Origin of the sequence: Cohnella xylanilytica, from assembly GCF_014212175.1 — a bacterium.
GTDB classification, from domain to species: domain Bacteria; phylum Bacillota; class Bacilli; order Paenibacillales; family Paenibacillaceae; genus Cohnella; species Cohnella xylanilytica.
This window is the reverse complement of record NZ_JACJVR010000110.1, coordinates 96,855-118,082: the sequence shown is the minus strand read 5'-3', so window position 1 is coordinate 118,082 and position 21,228 is coordinate 96,855. Positions and strand designations below refer to the sequence as shown.

General features: G+C 65.4%; 17 protein-coding genes. All 17 read left to right on the top strand.

Features of this window, described 5'->3' with window-relative positions; genetic code table 11:
- Nucleotides 1-116 precede the first annotated feature (116 nt).
- The 17 genes from H7B90_RS27045 (at nucleotide 117) to H7B90_RS26965 (ending at nucleotide 21,174) form a co-directional block, all read left to right on the top strand.
- Entirely contained in the window at nucleotides 117-1,148 is a 1,032-nt protein-coding gene (locus tag H7B90_RS27045) for an ABC transporter substrate-binding protein (protein WP_185139013.1), read from the top strand.
- 156 nt (nucleotides 1,149-1,304) lie between these two features.
- Nucleotides 1,305-1,766 carry a histidine utilization transcription antiterminator HutP gene (hutP, locus tag H7B90_RS27040; protein WP_185139012.1) on the top strand — a complete coding sequence of 154 codons (462 nt, stop codon included), beginning with the start codon at nucleotides 1,305-1,307 and terminating at the stop codon, nucleotides 1,764-1,766.
- A gap of 13 nt (nucleotides 1,767-1,779) precedes the next feature.
- The gene (locus H7B90_RS27035; RefSeq protein WP_246578667.1) at nucleotides 1,780-2,544 is read left to right on the top strand and encodes an ABC transporter permease; all 765 of its coding nucleotides are present in this window, start codon (nucleotides 1,780-1,782) and stop codon (nucleotides 2,542-2,544) included.
- A 7-nt stretch (nucleotides 2,545-2,551) separates the two neighbouring features.
- On the top strand, nucleotides 2,552-3,385 hold the full coding sequence (locus tag H7B90_RS27030; protein WP_185139010.1) for an ABC transporter ATP-binding protein: 834 nt from the start codon (nucleotides 2,552-2,554) through the stop codon (nucleotides 3,383-3,385).
- A 31-nt stretch (nucleotides 3,386-3,416) separates the two neighbouring features.
- On the top strand, nucleotides 3,417-4,691 hold the full coding sequence (gene hisD, locus H7B90_RS27025; protein WP_185139009.1) for a histidinol dehydrogenase: 1,275 nt from the start codon (nucleotides 3,417-3,419) through the stop codon (nucleotides 4,689-4,691).
- A gap of 269 nt (nucleotides 4,692-4,960) precedes the next feature.
- Nucleotides 4,961-6,502, top strand: coding sequence for a histidine ammonia-lyase (gene hutH, locus H7B90_RS27020; RefSeq protein WP_185139008.1), 1,542 nt, complete (start codon nucleotides 4,961-4,963; stop codon nucleotides 6,500-6,502).
- Between the two features lie 125 nt (nucleotides 6,503-6,627).
- Nucleotides 6,628-8,292, top strand: coding sequence for a urocanate hydratase (gene hutU, locus H7B90_RS27015; RefSeq protein ID WP_185139007.1), 1,665 nt, complete (start codon nucleotides 6,628-6,630; stop codon nucleotides 8,290-8,292).
- 50 nt (nucleotides 8,293-8,342) lie between these two features.
- On the top strand, nucleotides 8,343-9,614 hold the full coding sequence (gene hutI, locus H7B90_RS27010) for an imidazolonepropionase (RefSeq protein ID WP_185139006.1): 1,272 nt from the start codon (nucleotides 8,343-8,345) through the stop codon (nucleotides 9,612-9,614).
- The gene (locus H7B90_RS27005; RefSeq protein ID WP_185139005.1) at nucleotides 9,611-10,942 is read left to right on the top strand and encodes a Zn-dependent hydrolase; all 1,332 of its coding nucleotides are present in this window, start codon (nucleotides 9,611-9,613) and stop codon (nucleotides 10,940-10,942) included. Before hutI ends, H7B90_RS27005 begins: the two co-directional genes overlap by 4 nt.
- A gap of 13 nt (nucleotides 10,943-10,955) precedes the next feature.
- Nucleotides 10,956-12,281: an amidohydrolase family protein gene (locus H7B90_RS27000; RefSeq protein WP_185139004.1), complete on the top strand. Its 1,326-nt coding sequence runs from the start codon at nucleotides 10,956-10,958 to the stop codon at nucleotides 12,279-12,281.
- A gap of 39 nt (nucleotides 12,282-12,320) precedes the next feature.
- A complete protein-coding gene (gene hisC / locus H7B90_RS26995) occupies nucleotides 12,321-13,418 on the top strand; it encodes a histidinol-phosphate transaminase (protein ID WP_185139003.1) in 1,098 nt (365 codons plus the stop codon).
- 52 nt (nucleotides 13,419-13,470) lie between these two features.
- The gene (locus tag H7B90_RS26990; RefSeq protein WP_185139002.1) at nucleotides 13,471-14,610 is read left to right on the top strand and encodes a glycerol dehydrogenase; all 1,140 of its coding nucleotides are present in this window, start codon (nucleotides 13,471-13,473) and stop codon (nucleotides 14,608-14,610) included.
- Nucleotides 14,611-14,705: 95 nt separating this feature from the next.
- Nucleotides 14,706-16,355, top strand: coding sequence for a xylulokinase (locus H7B90_RS26985; protein WP_185139001.1), 1,650 nt, complete (start codon nucleotides 14,706-14,708; stop codon nucleotides 16,353-16,355).
- Nucleotides 16,356-16,419: 64 nt separating this feature from the next.
- Nucleotides 16,420-17,532: a 2-hydroxyacid dehydrogenase gene (locus H7B90_RS26980; protein WP_185139000.1), complete on the top strand. Its 1,113-nt coding sequence runs from the start codon at nucleotides 16,420-16,422 to the stop codon at nucleotides 17,530-17,532.
- Between the two features lie 40 nt (nucleotides 17,533-17,572).
- Nucleotides 17,573-19,126, top strand: a complete 1,554-nt coding sequence (locus H7B90_RS26975; RefSeq protein ID WP_185138999.1) for a PTS sugar transporter subunit IIC — start codon at nucleotides 17,573-17,575, stop codon at nucleotides 19,124-19,126.
- Nucleotides 19,127-19,145: 19 nt separating this feature from the next.
- Nucleotides 19,146-19,988, top strand: a complete 843-nt coding sequence (gene hisJ / locus H7B90_RS26970) for a histidinol-phosphatase HisJ (protein WP_185138998.1) — start codon at nucleotides 19,146-19,148, stop codon at nucleotides 19,986-19,988.
- Nucleotides 19,975-21,174, top strand: a complete 1,200-nt coding sequence (locus H7B90_RS26965) for a M20 family metallopeptidase (protein ID WP_185138997.1) — start codon at nucleotides 19,975-19,977, stop codon at nucleotides 21,172-21,174. Before hisJ ends, H7B90_RS26965 begins: the two co-directional genes overlap by 14 nt.
- The last annotated feature ends 54 nt before the right edge of the window (nucleotides 21,175-21,228 follow it).

Below are 21,228 nucleotides of genomic sequence, written 5' to 3'. Positions count from 1 at the left end.
TAGGGGGGGATTTTGCCAAACGTTGTCGGTTTTGCCGGAATTATGTTGAGCTAGACGAAGCAATCAGAGAACACAGACTCAACCCTCGACAAAACAGAATGGAGTGGAGACAGAACATGAAGAAAAAATGGTCGTTGATGGCAGTAACGGGACTTACGATCGCCATGCTCACCGCATGCGGCGGAGGCAACAACGGGAACAGCGCTTCCGGCTCGGACGCTTCCTCGAGCCCGAGCGCTAGCGCGGGATCTTCCGCCCCCGCCCAGACGGAGACGCTGTCCTTCAAGATGGGCGTCGAGCCTTGGGTAGGCTACGCTCCCTGGTGGATCGCCGCCGAGCAGGGGATATTCAAGAAGCACGGCCTGGACGTCACGGTCGTGAACTTCAACCAGGACTCCGATATCAACGCGGCGTTCGCGGCTGACAACATTAAAGTCGCCAACATCGCCACTCATACGGCCATTAAGATGGTGGGCAACAACGGCCTGGCGCTGAACGGCATCATTCTGCTGGACGAGTCCAAGAAGGCCGACGCGATTCTCGCCGCCGGCAAGGCGCAGAGCATCGCCGACCTGAAGGGCAAGAAGGTCGCCTTCGAAGAAGGCACGACGTCCGACCTGCTGCTTCGCCAAGCGCTGGCCGACAACAACATGACGATCGACGACGTGCAGGTCGTCTACATGCCGGCCTCCGACGCGGGCCTCGCGCTGCTGTCGGGCAAGGTCGACGCCGCCGTCACATACGAGCCCTATATCTCCACGGTCAAAGCCAAAGGCGACGTGCAGCTCATCTACTCCGGCGAGAACGCTCCCGGCCTCATCAGCGACTTGACCGTCATCAAGTCCGATTACCTGACCGAGCATCCGGGCGTCAAGGACCAGCTCAAGCAAGTATGGGACGAGACGATGGCCTACTGGGAAGCGAACAAGGACGCCGGCAACAAGATCATCGCCGAGAAGAGCGGCATCGACGTCGCCGAGCTTCCGGTCATTCTTGAAGGGCTGAGCTACTTCACGTCCGCCGATCAGGCGAAGCTGGCCGACTCCGGCGAATTCCTGAAGACGGCAACGAACATCCAAGGCATTCTGACGAATCAGAAAGTGTTGGACAAGCAAGTCGACCTGAATCAAATGTTCCAACTGAAGTAAGCTTCCGACTTAAATAGCTCCAGTGCAAGCTTCTAGTATCCGTCATCGGCGGGAGCTATGAATGAGCGCAGCAACGAACGAGGGAGCCGCCTTCCGACCGGCAACGACGGGGGGGAGGCGGCTTCTCCACCAGTCCATCGAGAGGGGATCAGACACATGCACAACGGACCGGACGCCAACTTCCCCGTTGGCAAGCTGGCGATTCTGCTCGCGGTTCTGCAGGACCACGAGTGGAGGAAGAGCGTCGAGCAAGAATTGACCGCCGGCGGCTACCGGTTCACGATCGGCCGGGTCGGCGCGATGGATATGATGAAGGTCATCGCCGCGATCGAGACCGCCGCGAAGAACAATCATATCATCGACAGCGAATCGTACCGCGAGGTGCATGCGGTCTACCACGCCATCATCGAGGCGCTCCAAGGCGTGGGCAGAGGAGAGGTGCAATTCGGCAACATCCTTCGGACGGTAGGCCTCACGTTCTCGATCGTCCGCGGCAAGTTCGCGGGGGCTGTCCAGCACGAAGGAGACTGGGTCGCGGTCGCCGTCTACGGCACGATCGGCGCGCCCAAAAAAGGCTTCGAACATGAAACCATCGGTTTTGGTTTTAATCATATTTAGGTGAGGGATGCAAGTGAGAAAATATACGATTCTATCGATCGCAAGCATCCTCGTCGTGCTCGCGGTATGGTCCGTCGTGACCTACTCCAACCTGATCGACCCGCTGTTCCTGCCGACGCCGGGCGGAACCCTGAACGCCCTCGGCGAGGAGATCAAGGAAGGCATCTTCTTCAAGGACGTCGGCGTCAGCTTCTACCGCATCCTGATGGGCTTCGTCATCTCGACGGTGTTCGCGGTTCCGATCGGCATGATGATGGCCACCTCCAAGGCCTGGCAAGCGGTCTGGGAACCGCTCATCGGCCTCATCCGCTACATGCCCGCGGTCGCCTTCATTCCGCTCTCCATCCTCTGGTTCGGCACGAGCGACCTGCAGAAGTTCTTCATCCTGTTCCTCGGCGTCTTCTTCCAGGAAGTCATCATGATCGCCGACAACTGCAAGACGGTCAACAAGTCTCTCGTCGAGGTCGGCCATACGCTAGGCTTCACCAAGGGCGAGATTACCCGCAGCATCGTGTTCCGCGCGGCTCTTCCGGGCATGGTGGACACGTTCCGGACGACGTGGGGCTGGGCGTGGACGTACCTCGTCGTGGCGGAGCTGGTCGCCGCCTCCGAAGGTCTCGGCTTCCGGATCATGCAGGCGCAGCGCTACTTGAGCACCGACCGGATCGTCCTCGGCATTCTCGTCATCGGCCTGTTCGGACTTATCACCGACCAGCTGTTCGCTTGGCTGTACCGCAGAATGTTCCCGTGGAAAACGTTGGAGAAAGCGAAGGGGTGACCGTACGATGGCACTGCATCTAGTGAACGAACAAGCCGCGTCCCGTGAAGTGATGCTGCGCGCGGAGAACGTCACCAAGACGTTCGTCAGCAACAAGAAGGAGATCACCGCCCTCGAGCGGGTCGATATTACGATCTACCAGCAGGAATTCGTCTCCCTGCTCGGTCCGTCCGGCTGCGGCAAGTCGACGTTCCTGCGGCTGGTCGCCGGACTCGACGAAAAGACGGACGGCGTCCTCACGCTGAACGGCTCGCCGATCGTCGGCTCGGGGCGGGACCGCGGCGTCGTGTTCCAGCAATACAGCCTGCTTCCTTGGATGCACGCCTGGGAGAACGTCGCGTTCGCCTTGAAGAAGTCGAAGGGAATGACCGGCGCGCAGAAGAAGGAGATGGCGTTCCACTTCCTCGAGCTTGTCGGCCTGAAGGGGTTCGAGAACCATTATCCGGCGCAGATGTCCGGGGGCATGCAGCAGCGCGTCGCCATCGCGAGAGCTCTCGTCTACCGGCCGAAGCTGCTGCTTATGGACGAGCCGTTCGGCGCCCTCGACGCGCAGACCCGCCGCGACATGCAGGATCTGCTCATGCGGATCTGGTCGGAGGAGAAGTGCGGCGTCCTGTTCGTCACGCACGACGTGGACGAAGCGATCTACCTGTCGGACCGCATCTACATGATGAGCGCCCATCCGGGCCGCGTCGCCAAGGAATTGACGATCGACATGCGCAAGCCGCGCGACTGGAACGACATGCTGTCCGACCAATTCGTGCAGTACAAGCGCGAGATCGTCTCCGAGCTCGAACGCCAGAAGGCCATTCAGAAGCAAGCGCAGCAAGCCAAGCTCTAATCGAATCGGACGACGAGGTGACGACACGCATATGTTGACAATCGTGGAGAGAAGCGGGCTTAGCGCCACCCAAGCCGCGACGGGCGCGGCCGGGCAGGAACGCCGCGAGGCCGTCCTGCACATTATAGAAGAGGTCAAGCGCGACGGCGACGCCGCCCTGTTCCGCTTGACGGAGAAGTTCGACCGCGTCGTTCTGCCGCAGCTGGCCGTCGCGGACGAAGAGTTCGAGGAAGCGTACCGCGTCATCGATCCGGAGGTGCTCGAAGCGCTTCGGGAAGCGATCGCGAACATCCGCGATTACCACGAGCGCCAGCTGCGCGAATCGTGGATGACGACGAAGGAGAGCGGCACGATACTCGGCCAGCTCATTCTCCCGCTCGAGCGGGTCGGCTTGTACGTGCCGGGCGGAACGGCGGCCTATCCGACGTCCGTCATGATGAACGCGGTGCCCGCGCTCGTCGCCGGAGTGAAGGAGATCGTCATGACGACGCCTCCCGGCAAGGACGGCAAGCTGAACGCGGCCGTGCTCGTCGCGGCGGCGGAGCTGGGCATCCGCCAGGTGTACAAGGTGGGCGGGGCGCAAGCGATCGCCGCGCTGGCGTACGGGACGGAGACGATCGGGTCGGTCGACAAGATCACGGGACCCGGCAACGCTTTCGTCGCGACGGCCAAGCGGGAAGTGTTCGGCCAGGTAGCGATCGACATGATCGCGGGGCCGAGCGAGGTGGTCGTGCTCGCCGACGAGACGGCGAAGGCCGCCTACATCGCCGCGGACCTGCTGGCGCAGGCCGAGCACGACCCGCTCGCGTCGGTGACGCTCGTCACGACCTCGCGGGCGCTGGCCGAGGAAGTTCAGCGGCTGGCCGCGAGCCAGCTCGAAGGGCTCGACCGGAAGGAGATCGCCGCGAAGGCGTTGGAAGGCTTCGGAGCGATCTGCGTGGCGGCCGACCTGGAAGAGGCGATCGACATCGTCAACGAGCTGGCGACGGAGCATCTCGAGATCCAGATCCAAGATCCGTTCGCGCACCTGGGCAAGATCAAGCACGCCGGAGCGATCTTCATCGGCGACGACAGTCCCGTCGCGATCGGGGATTACTTCGTCGGAACGAACCACGTGCTGCCGACGGGGCGCACCGCCCGGTTCTCGTCCGGCCTGTCCGTCGACGACTTCCTGAAGAAGACGAGCTTCGTCCGGTACAGCCGGCAGGATATGCTGGACAACGGACGCAAGATCGCGGCGCTCGCGCGCTTCGAAGGCTTGCAGGCGCACGCGAGGTCGGTCGAGCTGAGGCTGGAGCGGAAGTAATCCCGCCCCGGCTTCGGCAAGAGGCCGCGGCGGCGCCCGCCGCGAGTTCCCCCTTTTTCGAACCGTATCCATTCCCTCTAGCATCCAGAAGCTTATCGCGCCATACAATTCCTTTAGACGCTTTAGCGGGCACAGCTGGCCCGAACGCGCAAGTCCCCCATCGATCCGATCGAATTCCCTTTCCAGCGGCCATTTAGCGATTAGTGATTTAGAAGCCGGTACCCGATTTGGTATGGGCTTTTTTCATTATTCGTAAAGCAGGTGACAGCATGATTACAACGGCCGAACTCGCAGTACACGTCGACGGACGCTCCCTCACGGTAGAGGACGTCGTCCGCGTCGCCCGACACGGGTGGAGGGTCACCCTCGACGAAGGCAGCATCCAGGCGATGCAGCGCACGAGGGACTATGTAGAGAAGCTCCTCCGGGAGAAAAAAGTGGTATACGGCCTCACGACCGGCTTCGGAAAATTCAGCGACACCTACATCTCCGCCGAAGACGCCAAGGCGCTTCAGCTCAACCTCATCCGCAGCCACGCCTGCGGAATCGGACGCCCCTTCGCGATCGAAGTCGTCCGCGCCATTCTTCTCCTGCGCATCAACGCTCTCGCGCTCGGCTATTCCGGCATTCGGCCCGGCGTCGTCTCGCTGATGGCGGAGATGCTGAACCGCGGCGTGACTCCGGTCATTCCGGAGCAGGGCTCGCTCGGCGCCAGCGGCGATCTCGCCCCGCTGTCGCATCTCGCGCTCGTCCTCGTCGGCGAAGGCGAAGCGTATTACGAGGGCGCCGTAATGCCGGGCGCGGAAGCGATGGCGAAGGCGGGCCTCGCTCCGATCGCGCTCGAAGCGAAGGAAGGGCTCGCCCTGATCAACGGCACGCAGGTGATGACGGCCGTCGGCGCGCTCGCCTGCTGGGACGCGAAGCGGCTCGCCGAATGGGCCGACTGCGCCGTCTCGCTCACGAGCGAAGCGCTGTACGGCGTGCGCGACGCGTTCGACGACGCCACCCACGCCATTCGGCCGCACCGCGGGCAGCGGCAATCCGCCGCGCGCATCCGCGCCATGACCGCGGGCAGCAAGCTGATGACGAACCAGGGCGAACGCCGGGTTCAAGATCCGTATTCGCTGCGCTGCGCGCCGCAGGTGCACGGGGCGAGCCGGGACGCCATCGCCTACGTGGAAGAGAAGCTGGAGATCGAGATCAACTCGGCGACGGACAATCCGCTTATCTTCGCCGAGGAGGAGCGCGTCATCTCCGGCGGCAACTTCCACGGGCAGCCGATCGCGCTGGCGATGGACCACCTGTCCATCGGCGCATCGGAGCTGGCCAACATCTCCGAGCGCCGCATCGAGCGGATGGTCAATCCTCATCTGAACGAGCAGCTGCCTCCTTTTCTGACGAACAACGGGGGCGTGGAATCGGGCTTCATGATCGCCCAATACGCGGCCGCGTCGGTCGTCTCCGAGAACAAGTCGCTCGCCCATCCGGCCAGCGTCGACTCGATCCCGTCCTCCGGCAACCAGGAAGACCATGTGAGCATGGGCACGATCGGGGCGAGGAAGGCGAGGCAGATCGTCGACAACGCGTACAACGTGCTGGCGATCGAGCTGCTGTGCGGCGCGCAGGCCGCCGACTTCCGGGACCCGGCCTCGCTCGGAGCCGGAACGAGACGGCTGTACGAGCAGGTTCGCGAACGGGTGCCGTTCGTCGACCGCGACCGCGTCCTGTCGGGGGACTTCAAGACGATCGCCGACTGGATGAAGAGCGCCGGTTCCCTGGACGGACTGGCCGACGATTTGCCGAAGGCTTGATTGGGCGAGCCGGACGCTTCGGACGGCAACGACGCCAATAAGCTAAGGCAACGACGCCAATAAGCTAATAAGACAGAGACGCTCCATATAGCGCCGATCCATATACCCTTAGGAGGATGAGAAGGATGACTCTCTACAACGAAGACCGCGTCATTCGCGCGCCGCGAGGAACGAAGCTGAACACGAAGGGCTGGGTGCAGGAAGCCGCGCTGCGGATGCTCATGAACAATCTCGATCCGGAGGTCGCCGAGCATCCGGAGAAGCTGGTCGTCTACGGCGGCATCGGGCGCGCCGCGCGCAACTGGGAGAGCTTCGACGCCATCGTCGCGTCGCTGCAGAACCTGGAGGAGAACGAGACGCTGCTCATCCAGTCCGGCAAGCCGGTCGCGATCTTCCGCACGCATAAGGACGCCCCGCGCGTGCTGCTCGCCAACTCCAACCTCGTTCCGGCTTGGGCGAACTGGGATCACTTCCACGAGCTCGATAAGAAGGGGCTCATCATGTACGGGCAGATGACCGCGGGCAGCTGGATCTACATCGGCAGCCAAGGCATCGTCCAAGGGACGTACGAGACGTTCGCGGAGCTGGCGCGCCAGCATTTCGGCGGCAGCCTGAAGGGGACGATCACGGTGACGGCCGGACTCGGCGGCATGGGCGGCGCGCAGCCGCTCGCCGTCACGATGAACGAAGGGGTCGTCATCGGCATCGACGTCGACCAGAGCCGGATCGAGAAGCGGATTCATTCCCGCTACTGCGACATGCTCGTGCACAGCCTCGACGACGCGATCTCCCTCGCCGAGGAAGCGAAGGAAGCGGGGCGCCCGCTGTCGATCGGCCTCGTCGGCAACGCCGCGGACATTCTGCCGAGAATGATCGGCCGCGGCTTCATTCCGGACATCATCACCGACCAGACGTCCGCCCACGATCCGCTCAACGGCTACCTGCCGTCCGGGTTCACGTTGGAGCAGGGCAAGAAGCTGCGCGAGGAGAACCCGGACGAATACGTGAAGCTGTCCAAGGCGAGCATGGCCCGCCACGTCGAAGCGATGCTCGTCATGAAGGACCAGGGCGCGATCGCCTTCGACTACGGCAACAACATCCGCCAGGTCGCGTTCGACGAAGGCGTCCGCGACGCCTTCTCGTTCCCGGGCTTCGTGCCGGCGTATATCCGCCCGCAGTTCTGCGAAGGCAAGGGGCCGTTCCGCTGGGCCGCGCTCTCCGGCGACCCGGAGGACATCCGCAAGACGGACGAAGCCGTCCTGAAGGCATTCCCGGACAACGCGAACCTGCACCGCTGGATCAAGATGGCCCAGGAGAAGATCGCCTTCCAAGGGCTCCCTTCCCGCATCTGCTGGCTCGGCTACGGGGAGCGCGCGAAGTTCGGCAAGATCCTCAACGACATGGTCGCGTCCGGGGAGCTGTCCGCGCCGATCGTCATCGGCCGCGACCATCTCGACGCCGGCTCGGTCGCCTCGCCGAACCGCGAGACGGAAGCGATGCGCGACGGCAGCGACGCGGTCGCCGACTGGCCGATCCTGAACGCGCTCGTCAACACGGCGTCCGGCGCGAGCTGGGTGTCCGTCCACCACGGCGGCGGCGTCGGCATGGGCTACTCGCTGCACGCGGGCATGGTCGTCGTGGCCGACGGCTCGAAGGACGCGGAGGAGCGGCTCGAGCGCGTATTGACGACGGACCCGGGCATGGGCGTCGTCCGCCACGCCGACGCCGGCTACGAGCTCGCCGTCGAGACGGCGAAGAAGCGCGGCGTCCGCATGCCGATGCTGGGATAAGGGTTGAAGGGTTGGCTGAATTCGCGCCGGAACGGAAGGAGCAGAAGGGCATGATCTATATTCGCAACGCGGCCCAGGTCGTCACGATGGCCGGGCCGAACGACAAGCCGAGAACCGGGGCGGGCATGAGCGAGCTGGGGCTGATCGAGAACGGCGGCATCGTGCTGGAGGGCGAGACGATCGCCTTCGTCGGTCCGGACGAGGAAGCCCGTCGCTACGTCGAGGCAAGCGGCCGGGAGTACGAGGTCATCGACGCTTCGGGCAAGCTCGTCGCGCCGGGCCTCGTCGATCCGCACACGCACGTCGTGTTCGCCGGCTCGCGCGAGAAGGAGCTGAACATGAGGCTGCAGGGCGCGACGTACATGGAGATCATGAACGCGGGCGGCGGCATCCATTCCTCGACGGCGAGAACCCGCGAGGCGAGCGAGGAGCAGCTGGTTATCGAGACGCGCAAGCGCCTGGACCGGTTCCTCGAGCACGGAGTCACGACGATCGAAGCGAAGAGCGGCTACGGGCTTCGGCTCGAGGACGAGCTGAAGCAGCTTCGGGTCGCCCGCCGGCTGAACGAGGAGCACCCGGTCGACCTCGTGTCGACGTTCATGGGCGCGCACGCCGTGCCGAAGGAGTATAAGGCGGATCCGGACGCGTACGTGAAGCTCGTGACGGACGTCATGATTCCCGCCGTTGCGGCCGAGGGATTGGCCGAGTATTGCGACGTGTTCTGCGAGGAGGGCGTCTTCACGCCGGAGCAGTCGCGCGTCGTGCTGGAGGCCGGCAAGCGCTGGGGCCTGAAGCCGAAGATTCACGCGGACGAGATCGAGCCGTACGCCGGCGGCGAGCTGGCGGCGGAGATCGGCGCCGTGTCGGCGGAGCATCTGCTGCGCGTCTCCGACGAAGGCATCCGCGCCATGGCGGAGAAGGGCGTCATCGCCGTTCTGCTGCCGGGCACGGCGTTCTTCCTCATGACGAAGCCGGCGGAAGCGCGGAAAATGATCGAAGCCGGAGTGCCCGTCGCCCTGTCGACGGACCGCAACCCGGGCTCCTGTCCGACGGAGTCGCTGCCGTTCGTCATGAACCTCGCGTGCCTGACGATGAAGATGACGCCGGCCGAGGTGCTGACGGCGTGCACGATCAACGCGGCTCACGCGATCGGGCGCGCCGGCCGGATCGGCAGCCTCGAGGCCGGGAAGCAGGCGGACGTCGTCGTATTCGACGCTCCGAACTACTTGTACCTGCAATACCACTACGGGGTGAACCTGGTCGAGACGGTCGTCAAGAAGGGCAAGACGGTCGTAGCCGACGGACGGAGGACGGACCGATGAGAGAGCTGCGCGTGAACCCCGAGCGGCTGGCCGCCCGGATCGAGGAGCTCGGCCGGATCGGCCGCAACGCCGAGGGGGGCATGGACCGCACGACGTTCACCCCGGCGGAGCTGCAGGCGCGCGACTGGCTGAAGGAGCGGCTGCGCGAGCTGGGGCTGGCCGTGCGGGTCGACGAGGCGGCCAACATCTGGGCTCGCCGGGAAGGGAGTCAAGGCAAGGGCAAGAGCAGAGAAGAAGGCAAGGGCAGGGGCGATGGCGAGGAGAGCGGCGGCGGCAACGGCGCCGAAGAGGAGCTCCCGGTCATCGCGTTCGGCTCGCACGTCGATTCGGTGCCGAACGGCGGCATCTACGACGGGGCGCTCGGCGTGCTGCTGGCGCTGGAGGTCATGCAGGTGCTGGCCGAGAACGGCGTCGCGACGCGCCACCCGTTCGAGCTCGTCTCCTTCAGCGCGGAGGAGCCGAACCCGTTCGGCCTGTCGACGTTTGGCAGCCGGACGGTCTCCGGCAAGCTGCGCCGCGAGCACCTGGACGGCGTCCGCGACGACAAGGGGACGCTGCTCGTCGACGCGCTCCGCTCGGCGGGCGGCGATCCCGACCGCTTCGAGGAAGCGCGGCGCAAGCCGGAGGAGCTGGCGGCGTTCCTCGAGGTGCACATCGAGCAAGGGCTGCGCCTGCTCGACCGCGGCATCCCGGTCGGCGTCGTGACGGCGATCACCGGCATCTACCGCGAGGAAGTGACGGTATGGGGCGAAGCGAACCACGCCGGCACGACGCTGATGGCGAACCGGACGGACGCGCTTATGGCCGCCTCCGAGCTGATGCTCGCCTTCGAGGCGGTCTGCCGGGAGCATCCCGCGGACGAGACGGTCGGCACGATCGGGCGCATCGCGAACTTCCCGAACGCGGCCAACATCATACCGGGCAAGGTGCAATTCCACCTGGAGCTGAGGGGCAAGACGCGGGAGGAGATCGGCGAAGCGATCGACTCGTGGACGAAGCGGGCGGAGGACATCGCCGCGAAGCGGGGCGTCCGGCTGGAGCGCAAGCTGCTGCTGGACCAGCATCCGGCGGCGATGGACCCGCTAGTCGCGGACGTCTGCGCGCGGGAAGCCGAGAAGCTGGGCTACCCGTGGATGCCGCTCGGCAGCATGGCCGGGCACGACGCGGCGCATATGGCCGCGCTCACCCGATCTTGCATGCTTTTCGTCCCGAGCCTCGGGGGCAAAAGCCACTGTCCGGAAGAAGAGAGCCGCATCGAAGACATCGAGAAGACGGGCAACGTGCTGCTAAGGTCGCTGCTCGCCCTGGACGAACAACTGAACCGGTAGGGGGACATATCCGATGCAAAAGCTGTATACCGCCGATTACGCGTACATCAACGACGAATTCCGCAAGCAAGGGGCGCTTCTGGTCGAAGGCGACGTCATCAAGGCGTCCGGAGACCTGGACGACTTGACGGCGCTCTACCCGGACGCGGACCTGATCCGCTGGGACGGCCAGGCGATCGTGCCCGGCACCGTCAACGCCCACAACCATTCGTTCCAGAGCCTGCTGCGGGGCATCGCCATCGACAAGCCGTTCCTGGAATGGCGCGACCAGGCGCTGTACAAGTACACGCCGCACCTGGACGAGGACGCGATCTACACCGGCGCGCTGCTGGCGTTCGGAGAGATGCTCCGTTACGGCGTGACGACGGTTTGCGACTTCTACTACATCCATAACGGCGGCACCGCCTACGACGAAGCCGTCATCAAGGCCGCGAACGACCTCGGCATCCGCCTCGTGTTCGCCCGCACGATGTACGATTGGGACGGGGCTCCGCTCGCGTACCGGGAGTCGATTCCGGACGCCGTGGAACGTACGAGGTCGCTGGCCGTCAAGTACCAGGGCAACCCGATGGTGACCGTTCATCCGGCCCCGCACAGCCCTCACGCCGCCTCTCCCGAGATGATTCAAGCCGGGCACAGGCTTGCGGTCGAGCTCGATACGCCTTACCATATCCATGTAGCGGAAGAGATGTTCGAGGTCGAAGAGATTCTGCGAGACTACGGCAAACGGCCGATCCATTACCTGGATTCGCTGGGCGTGCTCGACGAGCGCATGATCGCGATCCACCTCGTCTGGCTGGACGATTCCGAGGTCGAGCTCGTCGGCAGCCGCGGCGGTTCTCTCGCGTACTGCCCGTCCAGCAACATGTTCCTGGCGGACGGCATAACGCGCATTCCGGATCTGGTCAAGGCCGGGCTCAACGTCTCGCTCGGCACGGACGGCGCCTGCAGCAACAACCGGATCAGCGTGTACGAAGAGATGCGCATGGTCGCGATGCTGCAGAAGGTCGCCCGGCTGGACGGCACTTGCGTGACGGCGAGCCAGGCGTACAAGATGGGCACCGCGAACGGGGGCCGGGCGCTGAGATTGCCGGTCGGCTCGCTGGACGTCGGCCAATACGCGGACTTCGCGGCGATCGACGTTCACGACCTGTCGCTCGCTCCGCGCAACGAGCTGTTCGCGAACATGGTGTACGCGATGCAGCCTTCGGCGGTGAAGCGGGTTGTCGTGGCGGGCCGCACGGTGTACGAAGCGCCTTCCGGCATTCTGACGGTGCCGGAGCGGACGATCGGCGGCCGCGTCGACGCCCTGTTCGAGAAGCTGGCGAAGCTCGTGTAGTCCAAACTTTTTTTTTCGAAAATAAAGGGGGTTCCATCCATGTCCACCTCGCTATGGCGGCAAGAAGTATCGAAGCTCGAGGCGTACGTGCCCGGCAAATCGATCGAGGAAGTGAAGAAGCAGTACGGCTTGTCCGAGATTACGAGACTCGCGTCCAACGAGAATCCGTACGGACCGTCTCCGAAGGCGATCGCCGCGATGAACGCGGCCGCCGCCGAGAGCCACCTGTATCCCGAGCCGACGAGCGCGGAGCTGCGGCATAAGCTCGGGGAGCTGTACGAGGTCGACCCGGCCCAGGTTCTCATCTCCAACGGGGCGGACAACGTGCTGATGCTGATCGGCCAAGCTTACGTCAATCCCGGCGACGAGGTCGTCTACTGCGTGCCGACGTTCTCGGTGTACCGCACCTCGACGGTCGTCATGGGCGGCGTGCCGGTGGAGATTCCCCTGACCGAAGATTACAAGTTCGATCTGGACCGCATTCTCGCCAGCGTGAACGAGAAGACGAAGCTGATCTACGTCTGCAACCCGAACAACCCGACCGGAACGATCGTCGATTCGGACGCCTTGGGAGCCTTCTTGAGCCGAGTGCCGCCGCACGTCGTCGTCGTGCTGGACGAAGCGTACGGGGAATTCATCGACGTCGAAGGGTACAAAACGGGGGCGGAATACGTCCGGGAAGGCTACCCCGTCATCTCGGTGCACACGTTCTCGAAGCTGTACGGCCTCGCCGCCATGCGGATCGGGTACGCGATCGCTTCGAAGGAGGTGCTCGCTCCGGTGCTCGCGGTGCGCGAGCCGTTCCCGGTGAGCCGGATGGCCAACGCCGCGGCGCTCGCCAGCCTGGAGGATACCGACTACCGCGACTTCATCCTGTCGACGAACCGGGAAGGAATCCGGTATCTCACCGCCGAATTAGGAGCGCTGGGCATCGACGTCACCCCGTCTTATTCGAACTTCGTTCTCGCGAATTTGCACAGGGACGCGGTGCCGGTCGTCGACGCCCTGCTGCGGGTAGGCTTCATCGTAAGGCCTTGCCGCTCGTGGGGGTATCCGGAGCATATCCGGATCACCGTCGGCAGCCCGGAGCAGAACCGCCGGTTCGTCGAGGCGCTGCGGCCGATCATGAACGCCTAGGCCGAGCCGTCGGGGGAATGACCGGGAGAATTGGAGAGGAGCCGTTAAAAGGATGAATATAGCGGGTGCGGAACGCAGAACGACCACGATTATGATGCCGGGGCAGTATCGGCAAGGTCCCGGCGTCATCCGGGAGCTGCCGGCCGTCGTCGCCCGCTTCGGCGCGGACGCGCGGGCGCTGCTCGTGGCGACGGCCGGAGGCTTGAAGCGGCTGGGCGAGGACAAGCTCCGCGATTGGACGGCGGCCGGGCTTCCCGCGCAGGTCGCGGAATTCGGCGGGGAGTGCTCGCACGAGGAGATCGAGCGGCTGATGCGGGAGGCGCGGGAATGCCGGGCGGACGTCATCGTCGGCTTCGGCGGCGGGAAGCTGCTGGACGCGGCCAAGTCGGCCGCGTACCGGCTGGACCTGCCCGTCGTCATCGCGCCGACGATCGCCGCGAGCGACGCGCCTTGCTCGGCGCTGTCGGTCATCTACGACGAGGAGGGGCGGGTCGTCCAGCTTGAGACGCATCCTCGCAACCCCGACTACGTTCTCGTCGATACGGAGATCATTCTGCGAGCGCCGGTTCGTTATCTGGCCGCCGGGATGGGGGACGCGCTCGCGACCGCTCCCGAGGCGCTGGCATGCCTGCGGGGCGGCGGGAAAACGATTCTCGGCGCTTATCCGACTCGGTTCGGCATCGCGGCGGCGGAGCTGTGCGGCCGCATCCTCGCCGAGGACGGCGTCCGCGCCTACGGCGACGCCTCGCGCGGCGAGCTGACGGACGCGTTCGAGCGCGTCGTCGAAGCGAACACGCTGCTGAGCGGCATCGGCTTCGAGAGCGGCGGGCTGGCGGCGGCGCATTCGCTGCACGACGGCTTGACGGAGCTGCCCGAGTGCCACCCTCTTCTGCACGGGGAGAAGGTCGGCTTCTGCACGGCGGTGCAGGCGGTCCTGCTGGGCGAGCCGGACGAGGCGGTGCGGTATTTGCGCTTCTGCCGCGACATCAAGCTGCCTTCGACGCTGGCCGAAGTCGGGCTTGATCGCGGAGCCGCAGATGCGGGAGAGCTGCGGCGGAAGCTGCTCGTCGCGGGAGAGAGGACGCTGTCGCCCGAGGAGACGATCCATTCGATCGGCCGGGCGTTTACGGCCGCCGAGATCGCGGACGCGTTCGAGGAGACCGACCGTCTGGCGCGAATCTCGTTTTCATAGAGGAAGATTGACTTGAGCAGTTAAGAGGATTAGGAGTTTAGGAGTTTAGAAAGCATTAGGAGACAGGCTTGCGGGAAGGGAGAGGCATTCGCATCATGGCTAGTCACGTTATCGTCGTCGACGCGAGCACGAGCGCGGTCAAGAGCTATCTGTTCGACCTGGAGAGCGGAGCGGCCGTCGGCAGCGCCCAGACCGACATTCCGATGCGCGTGCCGGAGCCGGGGGCGGCCGAGGTGGACTCGGATCTCTGGTGGGACGGCGTGTGCAAGACGATCGCGGAGCTGCTGGACCGGCACGGGGGAGCGGGGGCCGCGGATGCGCTTGCGCTGGAGGCCGTCGCGGTGACGAGCCAGCAGATTTCCTGCGTTTTCCTCGATGGGGAAGGAAGTCCGGTCGCCCCCGCCTACCTGTGGATGGACACGCGCTGCACCGAAGCGATCGACCGTCTGCGGGAGCGCTGCGAGGCGGAAGGGAAGGGAACCGATTGGATCTTCGAGACGACGGGCATTCCGCCTTCCGACAGCTGGGGGCTCGCGAAGCTGCTCTGGTTCCGGGACCGGCATCCGGAAGCGTACGGACGCATCCGGCGCGTCGCTTCGGTCGACGCCTTCCTGCTTAGCCGCCTGAGCGGCCGGTTCGTCACGGACGAGACGAACGCCTGCTTTTTCCATATGGATATTCGAAGCCGACAGCCTGCTTACGGGCTGCTTCGCTTTTTAGAGGCCGATCCGGGCTTGTTCCCGGACATCGTGCCGCCCGGAACCGTCGTCGGGAACGTGACCGCGGAAGCGGCGAAGCGAACCGGGCTGCCTGCGGGGCTGCCGGTTATCGCCGCCGCTTCGGACCAGCCGGCCGCGCTGCTCGGCATGGGCGCGGTCGCTCCCGGCGAGGCGGTCGTCAATCTCGGGACGGGCACGTTCTTCATGACGCCGCTCGCTTCGCCGGTCGTCGACGCGCGGATGATGACGAATATCTCCGCCGTTCCGGGCTCGTGGCTGATGATGGGAACCCATTATTTGACCGGCGGGGCGATGAGCTGGCTGCGGGATCTGCTGTCGTTCCATGGCTCTGTCGACCCCGTTGCTTCCGGATCCCCGGCAGACTCGACTCCGGTATCGTCCCCGGCTTCGTCTTCGGATCCCGCTTCGGCATCGTCTCGCTCGGTGTCCTTCGAGGAGCTGAGCCGGCTTGCGGCCGGCACGGAGCCGGGCGCCGAAGGGCTCGTGTTCCTGCCGGGCCTCAGCGGCACGGGCACTCCGCGCTGGGATCCCGACGCCCGCGGCTTGTTCGCGGGACTCGGGCTCGGCCATACCGCCGGCCATCTGGCGCGGGCGGTCATGGAGAGCACCGGCTACGGCATCCGCAGCATCCTCGGCGCGTTCGGCGAGATCGGCATCTCCTTCGAGAAGCTCATCATCTCGGGCGGGCCGACTTCGTCGGAGGTGTGGCGGCAATCGCTCGCCGACATTCTCCAGCGCCCGCTGACGCTGTCCAGCGTACGGGAAGCGACGCCGCTCGGCGCCGCCATGCTGGCCGCCGTCGCGCTCGGGCGCTTCGCCGAGCCGGCGGAAGCGGTCCGCCGCTGGGCGGGCGAGCAGACGATCGTCGCGCCGCGGGAAGAGTACCGCGGGACGTACGATCGGATGTACGCCGCGTACGAGGCTTGGTCGGACGCGGAGGCGGCCGTGAGGCGGCTGGGGTTGGGGCCGCAGCCGAAGCCGGGGATGGAGCGCAAGGAAGAGTAGCTTAACGGATCGACCCCAACATAACGATTTACCACTGCACAAGGGAAGGCATGGGAGAGCCGATATGGATAAGAAACCGAAAATCGTCGTCGTCGGGGACGCGCTGCTGACCCCCGAATTTCTGGCGGAGAGCTTCTCTTCGTTCGCGGCTGCCGGCTGGGATGTCGTTCCGTTCCGGTTCGGCCCGCCTACGCTGCACGAGCTGGACGAGCAGCTGCTCGTCCTGGAACGGGAAGGCCCCGACGCCATTCCGGCGCCGGAAGGACTGGAGCCGCTCCTGGCCGATGCCGAGCTGCTCGTCGTTCACATCTGCCCGGTCAGCTCCTCCTTGCTGGAGCGCAACCCGCAGCTTCTCGCCGTCGGCGTCCTGCGCGGCGGCTACGAGAACGTCGACGCGGCCGGCGCGGAGAAGCTGGGCATCCCGGTCGTTCATACGCTCGGCCGCACGTCCGAAGCCGTCTCCGACTTCACGGTCGGGATGATGCTGGCGGAGATGCGCAACATCGCCCGCTGCCACGCGGACATTCGCGCGGGAGGGTGGCCGAAGGAGTTCCCGAACACCGGCCGCATTCCCGAGATGCGCGAGCTGACGGTCGGCATCGCCGGCTTCGGCGAGATCGGGCGGCTCGTCGCGAAGAAGCTGGGCGGCTTCGGCTGCCGCGTTCTCGCGTACGATCCGTACGTGCCGGACGACGCGGTGCGCGGAGCGGGAGCCGAGCCCGCGGATTGGGAGACGCTGCTCGCCGAGAGCGACGTCCTGACGCTGCACTCGCGCCACTCCGCGGGCAGCCCTCCGCTTCTCGGAGAGGCGGAATTCGCCCGGATGAAGGCGGGCTCGTACTTGATCAACACGGCGCGCGCTGGGTTGGTCGACATGGCCGCCTTGGCCGCGGCGCTGCGTAGCGGCCGTCTGTCCGGCGCCGCGCTCGACGTCTTCGACGCCGAGCCGCTGACGCCCGATCATCCGCTGCGCGGACTGGACAACGTCACGATGACGAGCCACATCGCGTTCGACACCGAGGCGTTCTACAAGCGCTCCTCGGTATTGTGGCGGGAAGGGATGGACCGGCTGTTCGAAGGCTCGGACCGCCGCGTCTGGATCAACAAGACGCCTCTTGCGGACGAGAGGATCGAGAAGCTGAAGGCGCTGTGGCAGGCGGCTGCGGCGAAGGTTTAAAATTCGCGCTCTCCGAGAGAGTCGGGAAGGAGGAGGATTCGTGTCCGCGACCAAGACAGCGGCGATCATAGGGAGCAGCGGCGGGAACCTCTTCCATTCGGGCGGAGGCGATCCGTCCAAGCTGCTAAGCGAGATCGCCGAGCAGTGCCGCGCGGCGGGCATCGCGGTGGAAGCCGCGCTGTTCGTCGCGGCATCGGGCTCCATGGACCAGACGGCGGCTTCGACGACCGCCGAGCTGTACGAATGGAGCGGCGGCGCGCAAGCGTTCCGGCGCCGGGAAGCCGGCCCGCTGGAAGAAGTGAACCGCCAGGCCGAGCTTCAAGACGCGGATATCGCCGCGCTTATCGAGCAAGGCCGCATCGACGGGCTCATCCTGATGAGCTGCGACCCGCTCGGGACGAACCGCCGCTCCATCGAGGCGGCGGTCCGGCGCGGGCTCCCGATCGTCGGAACCGGAGGCACGTCGATGGGCCGCGTCAGATCGATGGGAGCGAACGTCGTCTCGCTGTCGGGCACGACCGGGACGACCAACCTGACGCGCGCGGTCTCGTTCGCGCTCGCGCTCAGCCGCCATTGGAAGCTGCCGTACCGAATGGCGGGAACGCGCACCCTCCGGCAGGCGCGCCTCAGCGGCGTCATGTCGTCGTCGATGCCGGCGTTCATCGCCGTCCTGCTGCTGCTGTCCGTCGCCAAGCTGCCCGCCTTGTCCGGCCTGCACGAGGCGGCCGCCGTCCTGGCCGCGCTGCCCGGCGTCATTCTCGCCGTGTTCGCGGCGCGCCAGCTGTCCGACCTCGGCGAGGTGACGCTGATCGCGGGCGCGATCGCCGGCCTCCTGTCCGCCGAGGCCGGCATCATCGGCGCCGTGCTCGGAGGCTTGGCCGCGGGATGGCTCGTGCCGCGGGTGTTCCAGTTCGGAACGAAGCGCGGCTTCCCGGCGACGACGGTCAACATCGCGACGGCGGGGGTGTCCGGGCTGGTGCCGGGCCTTCTTCTTTTCTACGTCGCAAGCCCCTATACGTCCGCAGCGGGAGACGCGATCCGGGACGCGCTCGATTGGATTGTCGGACTCAGTCCGGCCGTGATCGGTCTCGTCCTCGGCTTGGCCATGTGGCCGCTCATCATGAAGGGCTGGTACCATGTGGCGATTCTGCCGCTGATCCTGATCGAGATGGAGCGATACGGCAACAGCCTGTTCGGCGCGCTCGACATGGCGGGTCTCGTCATGACGTCCGCCGGCATCCTTCTCGCCCAGATGGCGGTGCCTCCGAATCCCGGGGAACGGAAGCTCGCTCTCAAGCCGTTCTGGCTGAACGTCGGGTTCGGCACCTTCATCGAGGCTTCCTACGTGTACATGCGGAACAACCGGGCCGTCTATGCCGGAGCGATCGTCGCGTCCGGCGCGGCCGGAGCCGTCATCGGCGGGCTTCACCTTCGTTCGACCGCGTATGTGCCCTCGTATCTGGCGCTGCTGTTCAGCAACGACGCCCGGGGATTTCTGCTGGCGATGTTGACAGCGATGGCTCTGGCGTTTACGGTAAGTTCATGCGCCAATTGGGCCAATCGCAAGAGACGAAGGCAGGAAGCCGCCGATTAGAAGGCAAGGAGAGATGACGATGACGCTCAAATGGGACGGCCATACGCACACGAAATTTTGTTACCACGGCAACCCCGCGGAGCTGACCGAATACGCGGACCGGGCGGTCGCGCTCGGCTTCGACCGGTACTCGGTGACGGAGCACCCGCCGCTGCCCGATGGCTGGATCCGGGACGAGAAGCTGATGGCGGAGCTGGCCATGCCGAGAAGCGAGCTTCCGGAGTATATCCGCTACGCGACCGGGATGAAGAAGAAGTACGAGGGGACACTCGAACTCGCGGTCGGCCTCGAGATGGACTACCTGGACGGGCATGAATCGTTCTCCGACGGGATCCTGGAGCCGTACCTGGACGTGCTGGAAGACGCGGTCGTCTCCGTCCACTACCTCGCGGGGCGGGACGGCATGTACTGCGTCGACTTCACGGCGGACGACTTCCGCGCCAATCTGCTGAGCTACTACGGGACGATGGACCGGGCGGCGGACGAATATTTCGACCAGATCGAGAAGTCGATCGCCTGGGCCGCCAAGCTCCCGATGCGCCGCAGAATCGGGCATCCGCTGCTCATCACGAAGTTCGCGCGAGAGCTGCCGCCGATCGACCCGGCTCTGATTCGCAGGAGACTGGAGCGGATCGTCGGCCAACTCGCAAAGGCTAGAATCGGCGTCGACGTCAACACGGCGGGCCTCCGGGTTCCGACTTGCGGCCACGCATACGCTCCCGTCTGGTTCATTCGCCAGTGTCTCGAGCAAGGCGTCGAAGTCGTCTACGGCTCGGATTCGCACAAGCCGGAGCAAGTCGGCTTCGGCTACGACTACTTCCAGGCGGCGGTCGAGGGGAAGGTGCCGGATGAAGCTGACTGAAGCGGAGCGCAGACTGGTCGATTCCATCGACGGCGAGAAGCTGACGGATCTGCTTCGCCGGCTCGTGCAGGCGAACAGCGAGAATCCGACGGGCACCGAGAAGGCCGTCGCCGACATGGTCGCGCAGGAGCTTCAAGGCGAGACGGGCCTTCGCGTGGAGCTGCAGCCCGTGGAGCCGGATCGCTTCAACGTCCTCGCGGAGCTGGCGGGCCGGCGTCCTCAGAAGCTGCTCTTCAACGGTCATATGGATACGGTGCCCGCGGGCGATCGGAGCTTGTGGACCGACGATCCATGGGGAGCCGTCGTCCGCGACGGCCGGATGTACGGCCTCGGGTCGGCGGACATGAAGGCCGGGGTGGCGGCGATGATCGTCGCCGTTCAGGCTCTGAGCCGGCTCGGCATCCCGTTCGAGAGAGGGCTCCTGTTCACGGCCGTCATCGACGAGGAAGTCGGCTTCCTAGGGACGAAGGCGCTGCTCGCCGGGAACAAGCTGGCGGACTGCGAGATGGCGTGCGTCTCCGAGCCGACGAGCCTGAAGATCGGCAACCGGCTGAAGGGCGCGCTCGAGTTCGCCGCCCGCACGACGGGGCGCAGCGCGCATACGGGCATCGCCTTCGCGGGCGATAACGCGATCTACAAAATGGGCCGTTACCTCGAGGAGCTCCGCCGCTACAACGATTCTCTGAAGGCGCGGATGGACGAGCCCGACCTTCGCTACCCGACGGTCAACGTCGGCAAGCTGCAGGGAGGCGTCGGCGTTACGCTCGTGCCCGACCGCTGCGAGCTGGAGTTCGACCGGCAGGTGCTGCCGAGCGAGACGATGGAGGAGGCGGAGCGCGAGATTCGCGAGCTGACCGAGTCGTTCTCGAAGCGGGAGGGCGTCGAGGTCGAGCTGATCCTGCGGCAGAAGTTCGACAACTGGACCGTCGCGGAGACCGAAGAAGTAGTGCGGGGGCTAGCCGGCGCGCTTCGGGATCTGCACGGAACGGAGCCGGAATACGCGGGCTTCAACGGCTACGCGGAAGTCGAGCTGCTGGCCGCGGCGGGAATCCCGTCGGTGCTGTACGGACCCGGCACGCTGGACGTGGCCCATGCCCCGAACGAGTTCGTTCCGCTGGACGAAGTGCTGGCGGCCGCCCGGGCATACGCCCTGTGGGCGTATCGCTATATGACGGCGGCGCGATAGACTCCTTTTCACAAACATCCATAGAGAAGCTGATCAAGCGAATAGACCCTTTAG